15 protein-coding genes, 1 tRNA gene and 1 pseudogene are annotated in these 15,218 nt (G+C 68.1%); 5 read left to right on the top strand and 12 right to left on the bottom strand.

The genetic code is table 11. The annotated features are described in order from the left end of the window. The first annotated feature begins 253 nt into the window (after nt 1-253). The 3 genes from argA to F3J18_RS29850 all read left to right on the top strand — a co-directional run bounded on the left by argA (nt 254) and on the right by F3J18_RS29850 (nt 2,394). Nucleotides 254-1,621 (top strand): amino-acid N-acetyltransferase, encoded by a 1,368-nt coding sequence (gene argA, locus F3J18_RS29860; RefSeq protein WP_025101747.1) that lies wholly within the window; start codon nt 254-256, stop codon nt 1,619-1,621. Between the two features lie 46 nt (nt 1,622-1,667). Continuing rightward, nucleotides 1,668-1,943 carry an oxidative damage protection protein gene (locus F3J18_RS29855; protein ID WP_013698775.1) on the top strand — a complete coding sequence of 92 codons (276 nt, stop codon included), beginning with the start codon at nt 1,668-1,670 and terminating at the stop codon, nt 1,941-1,943. Between the two features lie 376 nt (nt 1,944-2,319). Continuing rightward, nucleotides 2,320-2,394, top strand: a tRNA-Val gene (locus F3J18_RS29850). Nucleotides 2,395-2,468: 74 nt separating this feature from the next. Here F3J18_RS29850 and F3J18_RS29845 read toward each other — a convergent pair. From F3J18_RS29845 to F3J18_RS38605, 7 genes are all read right to left on the bottom strand, one after another. Further along, the gene (locus tag F3J18_RS29845; protein ID WP_025101746.1) at nt 2,469-2,723 is read right to left on the bottom strand and encodes a type II toxin-antitoxin system RelE/ParE family toxin; all 255 of its coding nucleotides are present in this window, start codon (nt 2,721-2,723) and stop codon (nt 2,469-2,471) included. A gap of 10 nt (nt 2,724-2,733) precedes the next feature. Continuing rightward, on the bottom strand, nt 2,734-3,192 hold the full coding sequence (locus tag F3J18_RS29840; RefSeq protein WP_025101745.1) for a hypothetical protein: 459 nt from the start codon (nt 3,190-3,192) through the stop codon (nt 2,734-2,736). A 160-nt stretch (nt 3,193-3,352) separates the two neighbouring features. Next, a complete protein-coding gene (locus F3J18_RS29835; RefSeq protein ID WP_345891773.1) occupies nt 3,353-3,811 on the bottom strand; it encodes a DUF2846 domain-containing protein in 459 nt (152 codons plus the stop codon). A 222-nt stretch (nt 3,812-4,033) separates the two neighbouring features. Continuing rightward, the gene (locus tag F3J18_RS29830; protein WP_166915751.1) at nt 4,034-5,461 is read right to left on the bottom strand and encodes an aspartate aminotransferase family protein; all 1,428 of its coding nucleotides are present in this window, start codon (nt 5,459-5,461) and stop codon (nt 4,034-4,036) included. Between the two features lie 42 nt (nt 5,462-5,503). After that, nucleotides 5,504-6,838, bottom strand: a complete 1,335-nt coding sequence (locus tag F3J18_RS29825) for a glutamine synthetase family protein (RefSeq protein WP_013698778.1) — start codon at nt 6,836-6,838, stop codon at nt 5,504-5,506. A gap of 66 nt (nt 6,839-6,904) precedes the next feature. After that, nucleotides 6,905-7,675: a gamma-glutamyl-gamma-aminobutyrate hydrolase family protein gene (locus F3J18_RS29820; RefSeq protein WP_166915749.1), complete on the bottom strand. Its 771-nt coding sequence runs from the start codon at nt 7,673-7,675 to the stop codon at nt 6,905-6,907. Between the two features lie 682 nt (nt 7,676-8,357). After that, nucleotides 8,358-8,483, bottom strand: coding sequence for a hypothetical protein (locus F3J18_RS38605; RefSeq protein WP_275691149.1), 126 nt, complete (start codon nt 8,481-8,483; stop codon nt 8,358-8,360). A gap of 54 nt (nt 8,484-8,537) precedes the next feature. On the opposite strand from F3J18_RS38605, the gene F3J18_RS29815 reads away from it, so the two are divergent. Further along, complete coding sequence (locus F3J18_RS29815) at nt 8,538-9,089, top strand: cupin domain-containing protein (protein WP_013698781.1); 552 nt, start codon at nt 8,538-8,540, stop codon at nt 9,087-9,089. Nucleotides 9,090-9,147: 58 nt separating this feature from the next. Next, nucleotides 9,148-10,635: an aldehyde dehydrogenase gene (locus F3J18_RS29810; RefSeq protein WP_036049960.1), complete on the top strand. Its 1,488-nt coding sequence runs from the start codon at nt 9,148-9,150 to the stop codon at nt 10,633-10,635. 87 nt (nt 10,636-10,722) lie between these two features. Here the strand turns inward: F3J18_RS29810 and hutG are convergent, their stop codons facing one another. From hutG to F3J18_RS29785, 5 genes and pseudogenes are all read right to left on the bottom strand, one after another. After that, entirely contained in the window at nt 10,723-11,526 is an 804-nt protein-coding gene (gene hutG / locus F3J18_RS29805; RefSeq protein WP_025101739.1) for an N-formylglutamate deformylase, read from the bottom strand. A 32-nt stretch (nt 11,527-11,558) separates the two neighbouring features. Then, nucleotides 11,559-12,935, bottom strand: a complete 1,377-nt coding sequence (locus F3J18_RS29800) for a formimidoylglutamate deiminase (protein ID WP_166915747.1) — start codon at nt 12,933-12,935, stop codon at nt 11,559-11,561. A 19-nt stretch (nt 12,936-12,954) separates the two neighbouring features. Further along, nucleotides 12,955-14,178, bottom strand: a complete 1,224-nt coding sequence (hutI, locus tag F3J18_RS29795) for an imidazolonepropionase (protein ID WP_166915745.1) — start codon at nt 14,176-14,178, stop codon at nt 12,955-12,957. Nucleotides 14,179-14,197: 19 nt separating this feature from the next. Further along, on the bottom strand, nt 14,198-14,827 hold the full coding sequence (locus F3J18_RS29790; RefSeq protein WP_166915743.1) for a HutD family protein: 630 nt from the start codon (nt 14,825-14,827) through the stop codon (nt 14,198-14,200). A gap of 11 nt (nt 14,828-14,838) precedes the next feature. Beyond that, nucleotides 14,839-15,218: pseudogene (locus F3J18_RS29785) on the bottom strand (urocanate hydratase); the annotation flags it as partial.

Here is a 15,218-nt window from a genome sequence, read left to right as displayed (position 1 = left end):
GCGCCGGTCTCGCGCTCCTGGCGCGGCGCGCGCGGGGGCCGCTCGGGCTGTGCCTGGCCCGGGCGGGTGTCTCGAGCGGAGGGGGAAGGCGCCGAGGGCGCGGCTTGCGGCGCACGACGCGGCGGCTGCGATTGCGACGAGGGGGACGCGGGGGACGCCGCCGGTTGCGCGCGTTCGCCGGCCTGCGCATCCGGGTGCTTCGGTGCGGAGCTTTTGGGTACATTCGACATGGGGGCGCATTATAATCCCGCCCATGAATTCCCAAACCGACCTCCCCGCCGCCCCGGCGCCGTCGCCCGTCGACGCGACCGCGATCAGCCACGCCCAGTTCGTCGACTGGATGCGCTCCGTCGCGCCCTATATTCACAAGTTTCGCAACAGCACCTTCGTGGTCGGTTTCGGCGGCGAGGTGGTGCAGCAGGGGCTGCTCAACGCGCTGGTCGCCGACATCGCCCTGTTGCAGGCGATGGGCATCCAGATCGTGCTGGTGCACGGCTCGCGGCCGCAGCTCGAGGAACAGCTGAGCCTGCACGGGGTGGAATCGGAGTTCTCGCACGGGCTGCGCGTCACCGACGCGCGCGCGCTCGAATCCTCGAAGGAGGCGGCCGGCGAAGTGCGTCTGGACATCGAGGCGGCGATCAGCCAGGGCCTGCCGAATTCGCCGATGGCGCATGCCCACATCAGCGTGGTGTCGGGCAACTTCGTCACGGCGCGCCCGGTCGGGGTTCTCGACGGCGTCGATTTCCAGCACACCGGCGTGGTGCGCAAGATCGATGCGGAATCGATCCGCCACTCGCTGGCCAGCCGCAAGCTGGTGCTGCTCTCGCCGCTGGGCTTCTCGCCGACCGGCGAAGCCTTCAACCTGTCGATGGAGGATGTCGCCTCGGCTGCCGCGATCGCGCTGCGCGCCGACAAGCTGATCTTCCTGACCGAGGCGCCGGGCGTGCTCGACGGCGACGGCGAGCTGATCCGCGAAATGTCGCTCGACGCGGCCGCCGACCTGCTCGATTCCGGCAATGTGCAGGGCGACGAGGCCTTCTACCTGAAGCACGCGGTTCGCGGCTGCCGCGGCGGCGTGGCACGGGCGCATCTGCTGCCCTACTCGCTCGACGGCAGCGTGCTGCTCGAACTGTTCCTGCACGACGGCGTGGGCACCATGATCTCGTACGAGAACCTGGAAAGCCTGCGCGAAGCCACGCCCGACGACGTGGGCGGCATCCTCACGCTGATCGAGCCGCTCGAGACCGATGGCACCCTGGTACGGCGCGGCCGCCACCAGATCGAACGCGACATCGACCACTTCTCGGTGATCGAGCACGATGGCGTGCTGTTCGGCTGCGCGGCGCTCTATCCGTATACGCAGGAGAAGATCGGCGAGATGGCCTGCCTGACCGTGGCGCCCGAGGCGCAGGGCTCGGGCGACGGCGAGCGCCTGCTCAAGCGCATCGAGCAGCGCGCCCGCGCGCGGGGCCTCACGCGCATCTTCGTGCTCACCACCCGCACCGAACACTGGTTCCTCAAGCGCGGCTTCGTCAAGGCGACCGTCGACGACCTGCCCGAGGACCGCCGCAAACTCTATAACTGGCAGCGCAAGTCGCTCGTGCTGATGAAGCACCTCTGAGCGGCGCGACGCGCGCCACCCCAGTCGATCACAGGAGAAGTCAACGATGACCCGTATGGTTCAATGCGCCAAGCTCGGCAAGGAAGCCGAAGGCCTCGATTTTCCGCCGCTGCCGGGCGAACTCGGCAAACGCATCTATGAAAGCGTCTCGAAGGAAGCCTGGCAGGGCTGGCTCAAGCAGCAGACGATGCTGATCAACGAGAACCGCCTGAACATGGCCGACCCGCGCGCGCGCCAGTACCTGGTCAAGCAGACCGAGAAGTATTTCTTCGGCGACGGTGCCGACCAGGCCGCCGGCTTCGTGCCGCCGACCGAGGGCTGATCGCCTTCCCTGCTTTCCCTGCTTCGTCCGCGTGGTGCATTGGCGCCGCGCGGACGGGTCCTCCCCTCTTCCGCTGTTCCCTCTCTCTCCCTCGTCCCAGCACCTCGCCAAGGCATGCCGATCGGCCAGCCCTGACGCGTTCGACTCCATCGGTTCGACGCCGGCTGCCTTCCGCCATACCGCGCCATCCCGCGCTCCGGCGACAAATTCACATTCATGCAAAATAACGCTGGAAAAAAGTGAACGATGACGCTAGAATCACGCCTCGATTCGCGTTACGGCACTGCCAAGGCACGGATCGCATCCCGCCGGATGGAATGAGACGAAAATAAGGCTTGACGCAGTAACGAAGCCCCGTCATAATTCAAGGCTCTTTGGGCGGTTAGCTCAGCGGTAGAGCACTGCCTTCACACGGCAGGGGTCACTGGTTCGATCCCAGTACCGCCCACCAAAGAATTCGCCGATTCAGGCATGAAAAAAGCCCTGCACTTGCAGGGCTTTTTTCATTTCGGCGCACCTCTCGAATCATGACGGCCACTGTTGTCGCGCATGCTTGATCCGGAGGATAGTCACCACATCGGCATCGATGCGATAGACAATCAAGTAGTTCGGGTGGACCACCATCTCTCTCGTTCCGGCAACGCGCCCAGCCCGGTAGATCCTCGAATAGATTGCCAAGCCGTTCACCTTCTCGCGCATCATTTCCACCAAGGCCAAGGCAGCGTCCGGATCGTCCTTGCCGATGTACTCCAGGATGTCCAGTAGATCCGCCTCGGCCAGTGGGCGCCATTCAAGTCTTGCCACGCTTTCCCTTGCGCATCGCGTCGACGCGGGCGAGGGCCTTCGTCACGACTGCCTCATGGTCCAGGTTCGGACGGGGGTCGTCGATGGATTCCTGCACCTGCTCGCGTAACCATTGGTCGTAGGCAGCCGCATTCGCATGCGTCTGCTTCATCGCGGCCGCGCGATCCGGACGACTGGATCGCTCGATGGCGGCTTCATCCGGTCGCCAGGCCTCGAGCACGAAACGCCCCGATTGCAAGCCGAGTTCGTGGATGACTTCCAGGGCTTTGAGCGGGTTTCTAAATGCACGTGGCTGGCGCTTGTTCGACGTTACCAGCGCGGCCATCCCGGCATTTCGCGTTTCGAGCTCGACATAGAATGCAGCGCCCTCGGCCTTGAGAACAGCGGACAAAACGCCGCCAGCATGGACTGCAGCGACAGCCTGAGATACATCCAGCGTTTGCATGACATGACCTATAAAAGAATGAAGCACGATCAATAATACATCGTGCCTTTCGCTAACGTCATGGCATGCTTGCGAAAGTGAGGTCATTTACGACAACATAAAAAAACGGCTCGAATCCCAGGATTCGAGCCGTTTTCTCTTCGCCATACCTGCCCGCGCCCTACTGCGTCTTCGCCACCGCGCTCCCCGGCCCGCTCCCGACATACCGCAGCATCGACAATTCCTCGCGCGCCTTGCCCGGCTCGCGCTCGAGCGAGGGCGTGAGCGGCCCCGCGATCAGCGCGAACGGCACCTGCATCCGCACATACCTGGTTTCCCCCGGCGCCACGTCGACCGTCAATGGCTTGTCGGGCGCGCTGGAGGTGGTGATCGTGTATTGCCCCGCCGGTTCGTCCAGATAGAAGAAGCCGCCATTGGGCATCACACCCGCCGGCTTGTCATTGACCTTCACCTGGTCGCCGCTCGCGCCGCCGAGCTTGGCCGAACTGCGGAAGAAGACGATGCGTCCCTGCCCCGCGGCCGGCGACGGCACCGACGCCCACATGTCGCGATAGATCGGTTTCTGCGGCTCCGACGACGCGCATCCCGCAATCGCGATCGTTGTCGTCAGCACCGTCACCGCGCCGCTGGCCCGCCAGTTCCACCTCATCGTGATGCCCTCCGGATCGTGTTCGTTGATGCGAGAGGCCGGCCTCGACCGGCCGGCCCTTTCAATCAGCATAGACGATCCATCCCGGCATCGCGACGAGCGTCGTCGCCACGCGACGCATCTTTGACAATGCGAAACAATCGCGCGTCGCGCAGCCGCGGCCGCGCGACGCCGGCCTCGAGAACAACGGCCTCAAGCCGCGCCGATCTGCTTCGCGGTCGCGGCAATCGCGCGCGCGGCCTTCTCGACGATCTCGTCGACATCCTCCTTCGAGACCACCAGCGGCGGCGACAGCAGCATCCGGTCCCCCGTCGCGCGCATCACCAGGTTGCCGTTGAAGCAATGGTCGCGACAGAGGGTGCCGACCTCGCCGCCGTTCGCGAAACGGCGGCGCGCGGCCCGGTCCTCGGCGAGCTGGATGCCGGCGACCAGGCCCGCTCCGCTGATCTCGCCGACGATCGGGCTGCCGTCCAGCGCCTCGCGCAGGCGCTGCTGGAAATACGGCCCGATCTCGCGCTTCACGCGCTCGACCACGCCGCCGTCGCGCAACACCTTCAGGTTGGCCACCGCCACCGCCGCCGCCACCGGATGGCCCGAATAGGTCATGCCGTGGTTGAACTCGCCGTTCTCGATCAGCGCATTGGCGATGCGGTCCGACAGCGCCACGGCGCCCATCGGCACATACCCGCTGGTGAGCCCCTTGGCGAGCGTCATCAGGTCCGGCGTGAAGCCGAAATGCTGGTGCGCGAACCATTCGCCAGTGCGCCCAAAGCCGCCGATCACCTCGTCGGCGATCAGCAGCACGTCGTACTTGCGGCAGATCCGTTCGATCTCGGGCCAGTAGGTCGAGGGCGGCAGGATCACGCCGCCGGCGCCCTGGAACGGCTCGCCGATGAAGGCGCCCACCTGATCGGCGCCGAGTTCGAGGATCTTCTCCTCGAGCTGCCGCGCGCGCGCCAGACCGAACTCCTCGGGCGTCTGGCCGGCCGGCGCCTCGCCGAAGAAATACGGCTGGTCGATATGGACGATGTGCTCGACCTTGGAGGGCATCTGCTCGTGCATGTAGTCCATCCCGCCGAGCGTGCCGCCCGCGATGGTCGAGCCGTGATAACCGTTGCGACGCGAGATCACGTACTTCCTGCCGGGCTGCCGCTGCGTGAGCCAGTATTGGTGCACCACGCGCAGCACGGTGTCGTTGCCCTCCGAGCCGCTGTTGCAATAGAAGAAATGATTGAAGCCCGGCGGCGTGATCTCGGCGAGCAGGGCCGAGAGCTCGATCACGGGCGGATGCGTGGTCTTGAAGAAGGTGTTGTAGAACGGCAGCTCGCGCAACTGCCGCGCGCCAGCCTCGATCAGCTCCTCGCGGCCGTAGCCGACGTTCACGCACCACAGCCCGGCCATGCCGTCGATGATGCGATTTCCATCGGAATCCTGCAGATGCACGCCGTGCGCGCTCACGATCACGCGGCTGCCGGCGCGATTGAGCGCGCCCATGTCGGAGAACGGGTGCAGGTGGTGGGCCGCGTCGAGCGCGCGATATTCGGCGCTCGAACGCGCGGCGGCCTTGGCCGGTGCGCGCACGGTCTGGACATAGGCGGATTCGCCGATGCGTTGGGTCATGATGGGTCCTCCGTTAGGCGGCGCGCGGGCGCCGCGATTGCGTTAGACATGCAGCAGCAGATGACGGCGTTCCCACGAGCTGATCACGCGGAAAAACGCCTCGTACTCGGTTTCCTTCAGCGCCAGGTAGGCCTTCACGAACTTCTCGCCGAGGATCTCGGCCAGCGGCGTCGAGGCGGCCATCAGCGTGAGCCCTTCCTCCAGGTTGCGCGGCAGTTGGTACGGCAGGCTGTAGCCGTCGGCCGCGAGCGGCGCGGTGGGTTGCAGCCCCTGGGTGATGCCCAGGTAACCTGCCGCGAGCGTGCCGGCCAGGGCCAGGTAGGGGTTGCAGTCGACGCCGGGAATCCGGTTCTCGATGCGGCGCGCGGCCGGCTCCGCATGCGGGATGCGAAAGCCCACCGTGCGATTGTCGTAGCCCCATTGCACGTTGATCGGCGCGGCCATGAAGCGCGACAGCCGGCGATACGAGTTGATGTAAGGCGCGAAGATCGGCATCAGCGCCGGCGTGTATTTCTGCAGGCCGGCCAGGTAGTGGCGGAACATGTCGGTCGATTCGCCCTTCGCGTCGACGAACAGGTTGCGGCCGCTCTCGACGTCGACGATGCTCTGGTGGATATGCATCGCCGAGCCCGGCTCGTTCTCCATCGGCTTGGCCATGAAGGTGGCGTACATGTTGTGGCGCAGCGCGGCCTCGCGCACGGTGCGCTTGAACAGGAACACCTGGTCGGCCAGCGACAGCGCATCGCCGTGCTGGAAGTTGATCTCCATCTGCGCGGCGCCGACTTCATGGATCAGCGTGTCGATATCGAGCCCCTGCATGTCGCAGTACTCGTAGATGTCCTCGAACAGCGGATCGAACTCGTTGACGGCCTCGATCGAGTAGGACTGCCGGCCGGTCTCGGCGCGGCCGGTACGGCCCACCGGCGGGCGCAGCGGCAGGTCCGGGTCCTTGTTCATCTCGACCAGGTAGAACTCGAGCTCGGGCGCCACCACCGGGCGCCAGCCCTTCTCGCGGTACAGGTCGAGCACGCGGCGCAGCACGTAGCGCGGCGAGATCGCCACCGGCGAGCCGTCGAAGTGCACGCAATCGTGGATCACCTGGGCGGTGGGGTCGACCGCCCACGGAATCAGGCAGATGGTCGAGGGATCGGCCACGCACACCATGTCGGGATCGGTCACGCCCGACAGCGAGCCGTCCTCGGGATAATCGCCGGTGACGGTCTGCACCATCACGGCCTGCGGCAGCCGCATCGATTCGCCGGTCTCGAACTTGTTGCGCGGGATGATCTTGCCGCGCGCGATGCCGGCCATGTCCGGAATGATCGCCTCTACCTCGGTGATCCGGTGCTGCTTCATGAAGTCGTCAAGGTCTTGCATAGGAGCCTCGTTGGGTGGGCACCGACGCGTTCGTGTTCCTTGGACGCGCCGGCACACGGCGGCCTGTCAGGCCGCGATACGTCTTCGGGCCCGGCAGGCTTCGCCGAACGCCGAAAAAATGGCCCGCGACAGCGGGTTCCGCGCAAACTGCCATTCCGGATGCCACTGCACGCCGAGCGCGAAGGCACGCGCCTCGCGCACGCCGACCGCCTCGATCAGCCCGTCGGGCGCGACCGCCTCGATCGTCAGCCCGTCGCCGAGCCGATCGATCCCTTGCGCATGCAAGGAATTGACCTGGACCTCGGCCGCGCCGCCCGCGAGCCGCGCCAGCAAGCCGCCCGGCGCGAGCCGCACCGCATGCGCGGGCCCGTATTGGCGATCGAGCGGCGCGGACTTGTCCTCGCGGTGATCGAGGAAACCGGGCAGCTCCTGCACGCGCTGATGCAGGCTGCCGCCGAACACCACGTTCAGTTCCTGCAGGCCGCGGCAGAGCGCCAGCACCGGCACGCCGGCCTCGATCGCGGCGCGGATCAGCGGCAGCGTGGTGGCGTCGCGCGCCGCGTCGTGCAAGGTGCCGGGCGCACTCGCGACGCCCGCGTAGCGATGCGGCTCGACGTTCGAATAGCTGCCCGTCAGCAGCAGCCCGTCGATCGAGGCGAGCAGGTCGTCCACCGGCTGGCGATCGCCGAGCGCGGGCAGCACGAAGGCGAGCGCGCCGGCGCCGTCGACCACCGCGTCGATGTATTTCTCGCCGGCGGAATGCACCGGGTGCGGGCCGGCCATCGAGCGATCGGCGCTGATGGCGACCCGGGGCCTCCCGGGAAGGTGTTGGATCATCTTGCTGCCTCCGGTTCGATGCACGCGACGGCACGCACCACCTCGCGGCAAGCGGGCGGACGCGCGTCTTCGCGGCAACCGCGCGCGCCGGAGCGGCCGCGCGGCGACGGTTCGGATCTGCATGGGCAGTCGCGGTGGGCCAGCGCTGCATGCCGGCTCGGCGGGATGCAAGGGCAAGCGCCCGCGATGCGGGAACGGCAATCCGGCGCATGCGAGCGCGCAAGCGCGGCACGCACGGGGCCGGAAGCAGGAATCGAGGCGCTAGGGCAACAACGAAGCGGCGTGATACGGCCGCAGCGCATTGTGCGCACGGGCCGTGCCGACATTGAAACGGCGCACGCAACGCCGGGAAATGACGACGAAGATAGGCAGGCTTGGGCTAGCGCGATACTCGCCGCAGCCGGTTTCGGGGGACACGGCGCCACGCGGCGATGCCGCGTACCGACTTCGGTCCCGACTGACCAGGGGGCCTCGGACTCTCACGATCACACTCGACTGACTGTTTAAAGTATTGAACGCGTCGAGCCCCGCGGGAGATGGATTCGCACGAGCGCTCGACACGCCGGCTGGCCGTCGGTGGCGATCGGTGCACTGCGCGAGTCGCGCAAACTGGCGTCATTCGGGCCAGAGTGATCGGCATGACGGCTTGCTGGGGTTTAGCTTAACGTATTCCCGGACGGCGTCAATCGCCTTTCAAAATTCCAAGCCAGGTATTTACCCTGAGCCCGTTCGTCGCCAGCCCGCTTAAAATATTCGACAGCCCCGGCGAGCCGACAGCGGCCTCACGACGATTTTTCCAGCCGCGCATCGTCCGGATTCCGAACCGTCCAGCCGCTCGCCGCCGGCGAGCCGGAGCCGTCCGATGTCCGTCGAAGTAGCCACGCGCCTGCAGTTCATCCGCAAGAAGCACGGCCTGTCGCAACGCGAACTCGCGAAGCGCGCGGGCGTCACCAACGGCACCATCTCGCTGATCGAGCAGAACCGCGTGAGCCCCTCGGTGGGCTCGCTCAAGAAGCTGCTCGAATGCATCCCGATGAGCCTGGCGGAGTTCTTCACCTTCGAGTTCGAGGACGATGCGCCGGTGGTGTGGCGCCGCGACGAGATGCCGAATCTCGGCGACGAGGCCACGCCGCGCTACCTGGCCGGCGCGACCGTGCGCGAGCGCGCGATCACCCTGCTTCGTCAGGTCTACGAACCGCTCGGCGATTCGGGCGAGCAACCGCTCCAGCATCCGGGGCAGCTCGGCGGCATCGTCACGGCCGGGCAACTGGAGTTGATCGTCTCGGGCCGCACCTGGCGGCTCGATCCGGGCGACAGCTATTATTTCGAGGGTCGCCTGCCCCATCGCTTCCGCAACCCGAGCGCCGATACGCGCTGCGAATTCGTCTCGGCCGCCACGCCGCCGACCGATTGATCCATCCAGCGCTCGACCGCGCGGCCGCGCGCCGAGCCTCACTGAACAGGACCCGCCCATGACCCATACCTTCGCCGACTGGCAGCGACTCGCCGCCTCGCTAGAGATCGAGGGTCGCGCCTTCGTCGACGGCGCCTATCGCGATGCCGCGAGCGGCCGCCGCTTCGACTGCGTGAGCCCGATCGACGGCCGCGTGCTCGCCCACATCGCCGACAGCGGCGCCGAGGACGTCGATGCCGCCGTGGCCGCCGCGCGCCGCGCCTTCGACGGCGGCGGCTGGTCCGGCCTCGCGCCGCGCGAGCGCCGCACCATCCTGCTGCGCTTCGCGGCCGCGCTGCGCGAGCACCAGGACGAACTGGCCGTGCTCGAAACCATCGACGCCGGCAAGCCGATCGCCGATACCACCTCGGTCGACATCCCCGGCGCCGCCTATTGCGTCGAATGGTTCGCCGAGGCGATCGACAAGATCGGCGGCGAGGTCGCGCCGGTCGATCCGAAGCTGGTCGGGCTCGTCACGCGCGAGCCGGTAGGCGTGGTGGCGGCCGTGGTGCCCTGGAATTTTCCGCTGCTGATGGCGGCCTGGAAGTTCGCGCCGGCGCTGGCGGCCGGCAACAGCGTGGTGCTGAAGCCTTCGGAGAAATCGCCGCTGACGGCGATCCGCGTCGCCAAGCTGGCCTTCGACGCCGGCATTCCCGCCGGCGTGTTCAACGTGCTGCCGGGCGGCGGCGAGCCGGGCAAGCTGCTGGCGCTGCATCGCGACGTCGATTGCCTGGCGTTCACCGGCTCGACCGCGGTCGGCAAGCAGATCATGCAATACGCCGGCCAGTCGAACCTCAAGCGCGTCTGGCTGGAGCTAGGCGGCAAGTCGCCGAACATCGTGCTGCCCGATTGCCCCGACCTGGACCGCGCGGCGGCCGCCGCGGCCGGCGCGATCTTCTACAACATGGGCGAGATGTGCACGGCCGGCTCGCGCCTGCTGGTGCACCGCGAGATCCGCGAGCTGTTCGTCGCCAAGCTGCTGGAAGCCGCCAAGGCCTACCAGCCCGGCCATCCGCTCGACCCCGCCACCTCGATGGGCGCGATCATCGATCCGATCCAGCTCGAGCGGGTGCTCGGCTACATCGAGACGGGGCAGGCCGAAGCCAGGCTGCTGACGGGCGGCAAGCGCGTGAAGCAGGACAGCGGCGGTCTCTATGTCGAGCCGACCGTGTTCGAGACCGAGGCGAATACGCGGATCGCGCGCGAGGAGATCTTCGGGCCGGTGCTGTCGGTGATCGTGTTCGACACGGTCGACGAGGCGATCCGGATCGCCAACGACAGCGACTACGGGCTCGCGGCCGCCGTCTGGACCGGCAGCCTGGGCACCGCCCACGAGGTATCGCGGCGGCTGCGCGCGGGCACCGTCTGGGTCAACTGCTACGACGAGGGCGGCGACATGAACTTCCCGTTCGGCGGCTACAAGCAATCCGGCAATGGCCGGGACAAGTCGCTGCATGCGCTGGAGAAATACACCGAGCTGAAATCGACGCTGATCCGGCTGCGCTGAGCCTGCGGGCGATCGGCAAGACAAAGCGGCGTGTCACCCTTCTCGGGCAACGCGCCGCTTTTTATCGCGCCGTCAGCCGATGCCGGATCAGCGATACGCCAATGCCGTCTTCAGCAGCGTTTCGAGCAAGGGCGCGACCGCATCGGCCTTGCCTTCGTCGTAGGCATAAGGACGCGTCTCGTCCATGTAGGTGATCTGCGCGAGCTCGAGCTGCACCGCGTCGACCTTCGCATCGGGCGCTCCATACTGGCGCGTGATGTAGCCGCCCTTGAAGCGCCCGTTGGCCACGGCGGTATAGGCGCCATGGCGCGTGACCACCTCGGCCAGCGCCTCGCCGAGCCCCGGCGCCGCGCTCGCGCCGTTTGCCGTGCCGAAGTTGAAATCGGGCAGCCGCCCCTCGAAGAAGCGCGGCACCTGCGAGCGGATCGAATGCGCCTCCCACAGCAGCACGCGGCCATGCTCGGCGGCCAGCCGCGCGATCTCGTCCTTCAGCGCCGTGTGATACGGCAGCCAGTAGCGATCGCGGCGGCGCATGATCTCCGCCTCGTCGGGCTGGCCGCCGGCGGGATACAGCGCTTCCTTGTCGAAGGTATCGACCGGCACCAGCCCCGTGGTGTCCTGGCCCGGATACAGGTTCGCATTGTCGGGCGGCCGGTTCAGGTCGACCACGTAGCGCGCGTTGGCGGGCACCAGCACCGAGCCGCCCAGCTCGCGCACGAAGCCATACAGGCGTTCGAGGTGCCAGTCGCAATCGTCGACGTGGGCGGCCACGGGCGTCATGGTCCGCGCGATATCCTCGGGCAGGCGCGTGCCCGCATGAGGAATCGAGACGAGCAGCGGCACGCTGCCCTGGTGCAGGGTGAAAACGGCGGGTTCAGCAACGGCATTCATTGGTTCGAGATCCTTGTCGAGGGGCGCGCCGTTCAGCGCAGCAGTTCCGCGAGCGCGCGGCGGTAGCCGGCATAGGCCTCCGCCTCGTCGCGATGGCGGCGCGCATCGACCACGCGCTCGCCGCCGGTATAGACGTCGAGCACGGGCGTGTCGCCATGCTCGGCGAACACCACGCCCGACAGCCAGTTGTCGCTGCCGCGCTCCATCAGGCTGGGGTGATCGGGATCGAACACGATCCAGTCGGCGCGACTGCCCACGCGCAGCGCGCCGACCGGCCGGCCGCTGGCGCGGGCGCCGCCCTCCAGCGAGGCCGCGAACAGCATGTCGGCGACATGCGGCTGCGCCGCGTCGGCCAGCACGTTGCGCTCGCGACGCACCAGCCGCTGGCCGTATTCGAGCAGGCGCAGCTCGGCGCGCCAGTCGACGCTGGCATGGCTGTCCGAGCCGATGCCGATCGCGCCTTTCCTGGCGAGGTAGTCGACGGCCGGGAAGATGCCGTCGCCCAGATTCGCCTCGGTGGTCAGGCACAGGCCGGCCACGGCGCCGCTGGCGGCCAGCGCGGCGGTTTCCGCCTCGTCGACATGGGTCGCGTGCACCAGGCACCAGCGCGCATCGACCTCGAAGCCGTCGAGCAGCCGCTGCACCGGGCGCATGCCGGTGGTGCGCAGGCAATCCTCGACCTCGGCGGTCTGCTCGGCGATATGGATATGCACCGGCGCATCGGCCGGCAGCCCGGCCAGCAGCACGCGCAACCCCGGCTCGGAGACCGCGCGCAGCGAATGCGGCGCGATGCCGTAGCGCAGCCCCTCATGCTCGGGCACGGCCGAGCGCAGCGAATCGAGCAGCGAGAGCAGGCCTTCCGAGGTGTTGATGAAGCGGCGCTGGTCCTCGCGCGGCGGCTTCTCGCCGAAGCCGCTGTACTGGTAGGCGACCGGCAGCATGGTGATGCCGATGCCGGTCTCGCGCGCCGCGTCGACCACGCGCCGCGCCAGCTCCTCCTGGCGCGGATAACGCTCGCCATCCTGCATGTGATGGACGTAGTGGAATTCACAGACCGAGGTGTAGCCGCACTTCAGCATCTCGACATAGAGCCAGCGCGCGATCGCGCCGAGCGCGTCGGGCGTCAGCTTCAGCGCGAAGCGGTACATCAGGTCGCGCCAGCTCCAGAAGCTGTCGGACGGATTCGCCCGGTATTCGGTGAGCCCGGCCATCGCGCGCTGGAAGGCGTGCGAATGCAGGTTGGGCATGCCCGGCGCGAGCGGGCCGCGCGCCCGCGCGACGCCTTGCGGGCATGCCACGCCGGCGCGCACCTCGGTGAGCATGCCGCGCTCGTCCCAGCCCAGCAGCACGTCGCGCTGCCAGCCGCCGGGCAGGAAGGCGTTCTCGGCAAACAGCATTGCCTGATTCATCGTGAGGATCCCTTCGAAATTACACGGCGTCGCGACGGAACACGGTCGCGCCGCGCTTGACGACACGCTCGCAGAGCGGACGTCCGAACCAGTAGGCCAGCTCGGCCAGCGAGGCCACCGGCCAGGCCGCGAAGTCGGCCGCGCGCCCCGCCGCCAGCAGGCCGTGGCGGTCGGCGCGGCCGAGCGCGGCGGCCGCGTGGCGCGTCACGCCCAGCAGCACCTCGGGCACCGTCATGCGGAACAGCGTGCAGCCCATGTTCATGGTCAGCAGCAGCGAGGTGAGCGGCGAGGTGCCGGGATTGTGATCGGTGGCGATCGCGATCGGCACGCCGTGGCGGCGCAGCAGATCGAGCGGCGGCAGTTGCGTCTCGCGGATGAAGTAATAGGCGCCCGGCAGCAGCACGGCCACCGTGCCGGCGGCCTTCATCGCCTCGATGCCGGCCTCGTCGAGATACTCGATGTGGTCGGCCGACAAGGCCCCATGACGCGCAGCCAGCGCCGTGCCGCCCGAGTTCGACAACTGCTCGGCATGCATCTTGACCGGCAGCCCGTGGCGGTGCGCGGCCTCGAACACGCGCTCGCTCTGCGCGAGCGAGAAGCCGATCCGTTCGCAGAACACGTCGACGGCATCCACCAGCCCTTCGGCGGCCAGCGCCGGCAGCATGGTGTCGCAGACGAGATCGATGTAGTCGTCGGCGCGCCCCGCGTATTCGGGCGGCAGCGCATGCGCGCCGAGAAAGGTGGTGTAGACGTCGACCGGGAAGCGTTCGCCGAGCTGGCGCGCCACGCGCAGCATCTTGCGCTCGCTGGCCAGCTCCAGCCCGTAGCCCGACTTGATCTCGATCGCCGTCACGCCCTCGGCCAGCAGCGGCGCGAGCCGTGCCGCGGCCTGCGCGAACAGCGTCGCCTCGTCGGCCTCGCGCGTCGCGCGCACCGTCGAGACGATGCCGCCGCCGCGCCGCGCGACTTCCTCGTAGCTGGCGCCGGCCAGCCGCAGCGCGAACTCGTCGGCGCGCTGGCCGCCATAGACCAGGTGCGTGTGGCAGTCGACCAGGCCCGGGGTGACCCAGGCGCCGCCGAGGCTTTCACGCGCCCAGCCGGCGTAGGCGTCGGGCAGCGCCGCGCGCGGGCCGAGCCAGGCGATCGTGCCGTCGGCGTCGACGGCCAGCGCCGCGTCGGCAATCGTCTCCTCGGGATCGCCCGAGGCGCAGAGATTCAGTTGATGCCAGACAATGGGAGTCATCGTTTCATGCAGCCCTGGTTCATGCGGCCGTCCCGGCCGCCTTCGGAGTCAGTTCGATACAGAGCAGCGCGCCTTCGCCGCGCACCGAGCCAGTGATAGCCGTGCCCGGCGCACCTTGCGCATCGATGCGCAAGGTATCGAGCGCGCCGAGCACGACGCTTCCCGCCTCGCCCGCGCCGTCGATCGACACGCTGGGCGTGCCGATCGCGCAGAACAGCAGCACGGTCGCGGCGCTCGAATCGATGCCTGCGCCATCGGCGAGGATCGAGACACGCCCCGTCACGGCCGAGCGCCGCGTCATCAGGTTGAAGTCGCGGGTCGGGCCGTCGTTCAGCTCGGCCGACAAGGCCAGCTCGCCGTCGAAGTCGAAGCGGTCGAGCGGCGCGGCCAGCAGGCGCCGCGCGCCGTCCTCGCCGATCAGGCTCATGCCCGCGCCCGAGAGCAGCACCAGGGTGCGATCGATGCCGGGAAAACGCGAGAACGGGCCGGGCTGCGCCACGTCGGCGACGCTCACGCGCCACGCGAAACCGTCGAGCGAGGCGCCCGGCGGCTGCGCCGCGATTTCGCGCGTCACCCCGCCGCCGTTCTTCCACGGCGAGGCGACGAGCTGTTCGGCCCGGATCAGCGAAAGTCGAAGCGGATGAGTCATGGTGCGTTCGCTCAGCGCCCCAGCATCGGCAGCTTGAGGCCGGCCTCGCGCGCGGTTTCCTGCGCGAGTTCGTAGCCGGCATCGGCGTGACGCATCACGCCCGTGGCCGGATCGTTGAACAGCACGCGGCCCAGGCGCTCCTTCGCGGCATCCGTGCCATCGGCCACGATCACCACGCCCGAGTGCTGCGAGAAGCCCATGCCGACCCCGCCGCCATGGTGCAGCGACACCCACGACGCCCCGCCCGCCGTGTTCAGCAGCGCGTTGAGCAGCGGCCAGTCGCTGACCGCGTCCGAGCCGTCCTTCATCGCTTCCGTCTCGCGGTTCGGGCTCGCCACCGAGCCCGTGTCGAGGTGGTCGCGCCCGATCACGATCGGCGCCTTCAGCTCGC

This window comes from Burkholderia sp. Ax-1720 (genome assembly GCF_011753035.1).
GTDB classification, from domain to species: domain Bacteria; phylum Pseudomonadota; class Gammaproteobacteria; order Burkholderiales; family Burkholderiaceae; genus Burkholderia; species Burkholderia gladioli.
Note: the sequence above shows the minus strand (reverse complement) of the source record. Positions and strands in the feature narration are given on the sequence as shown.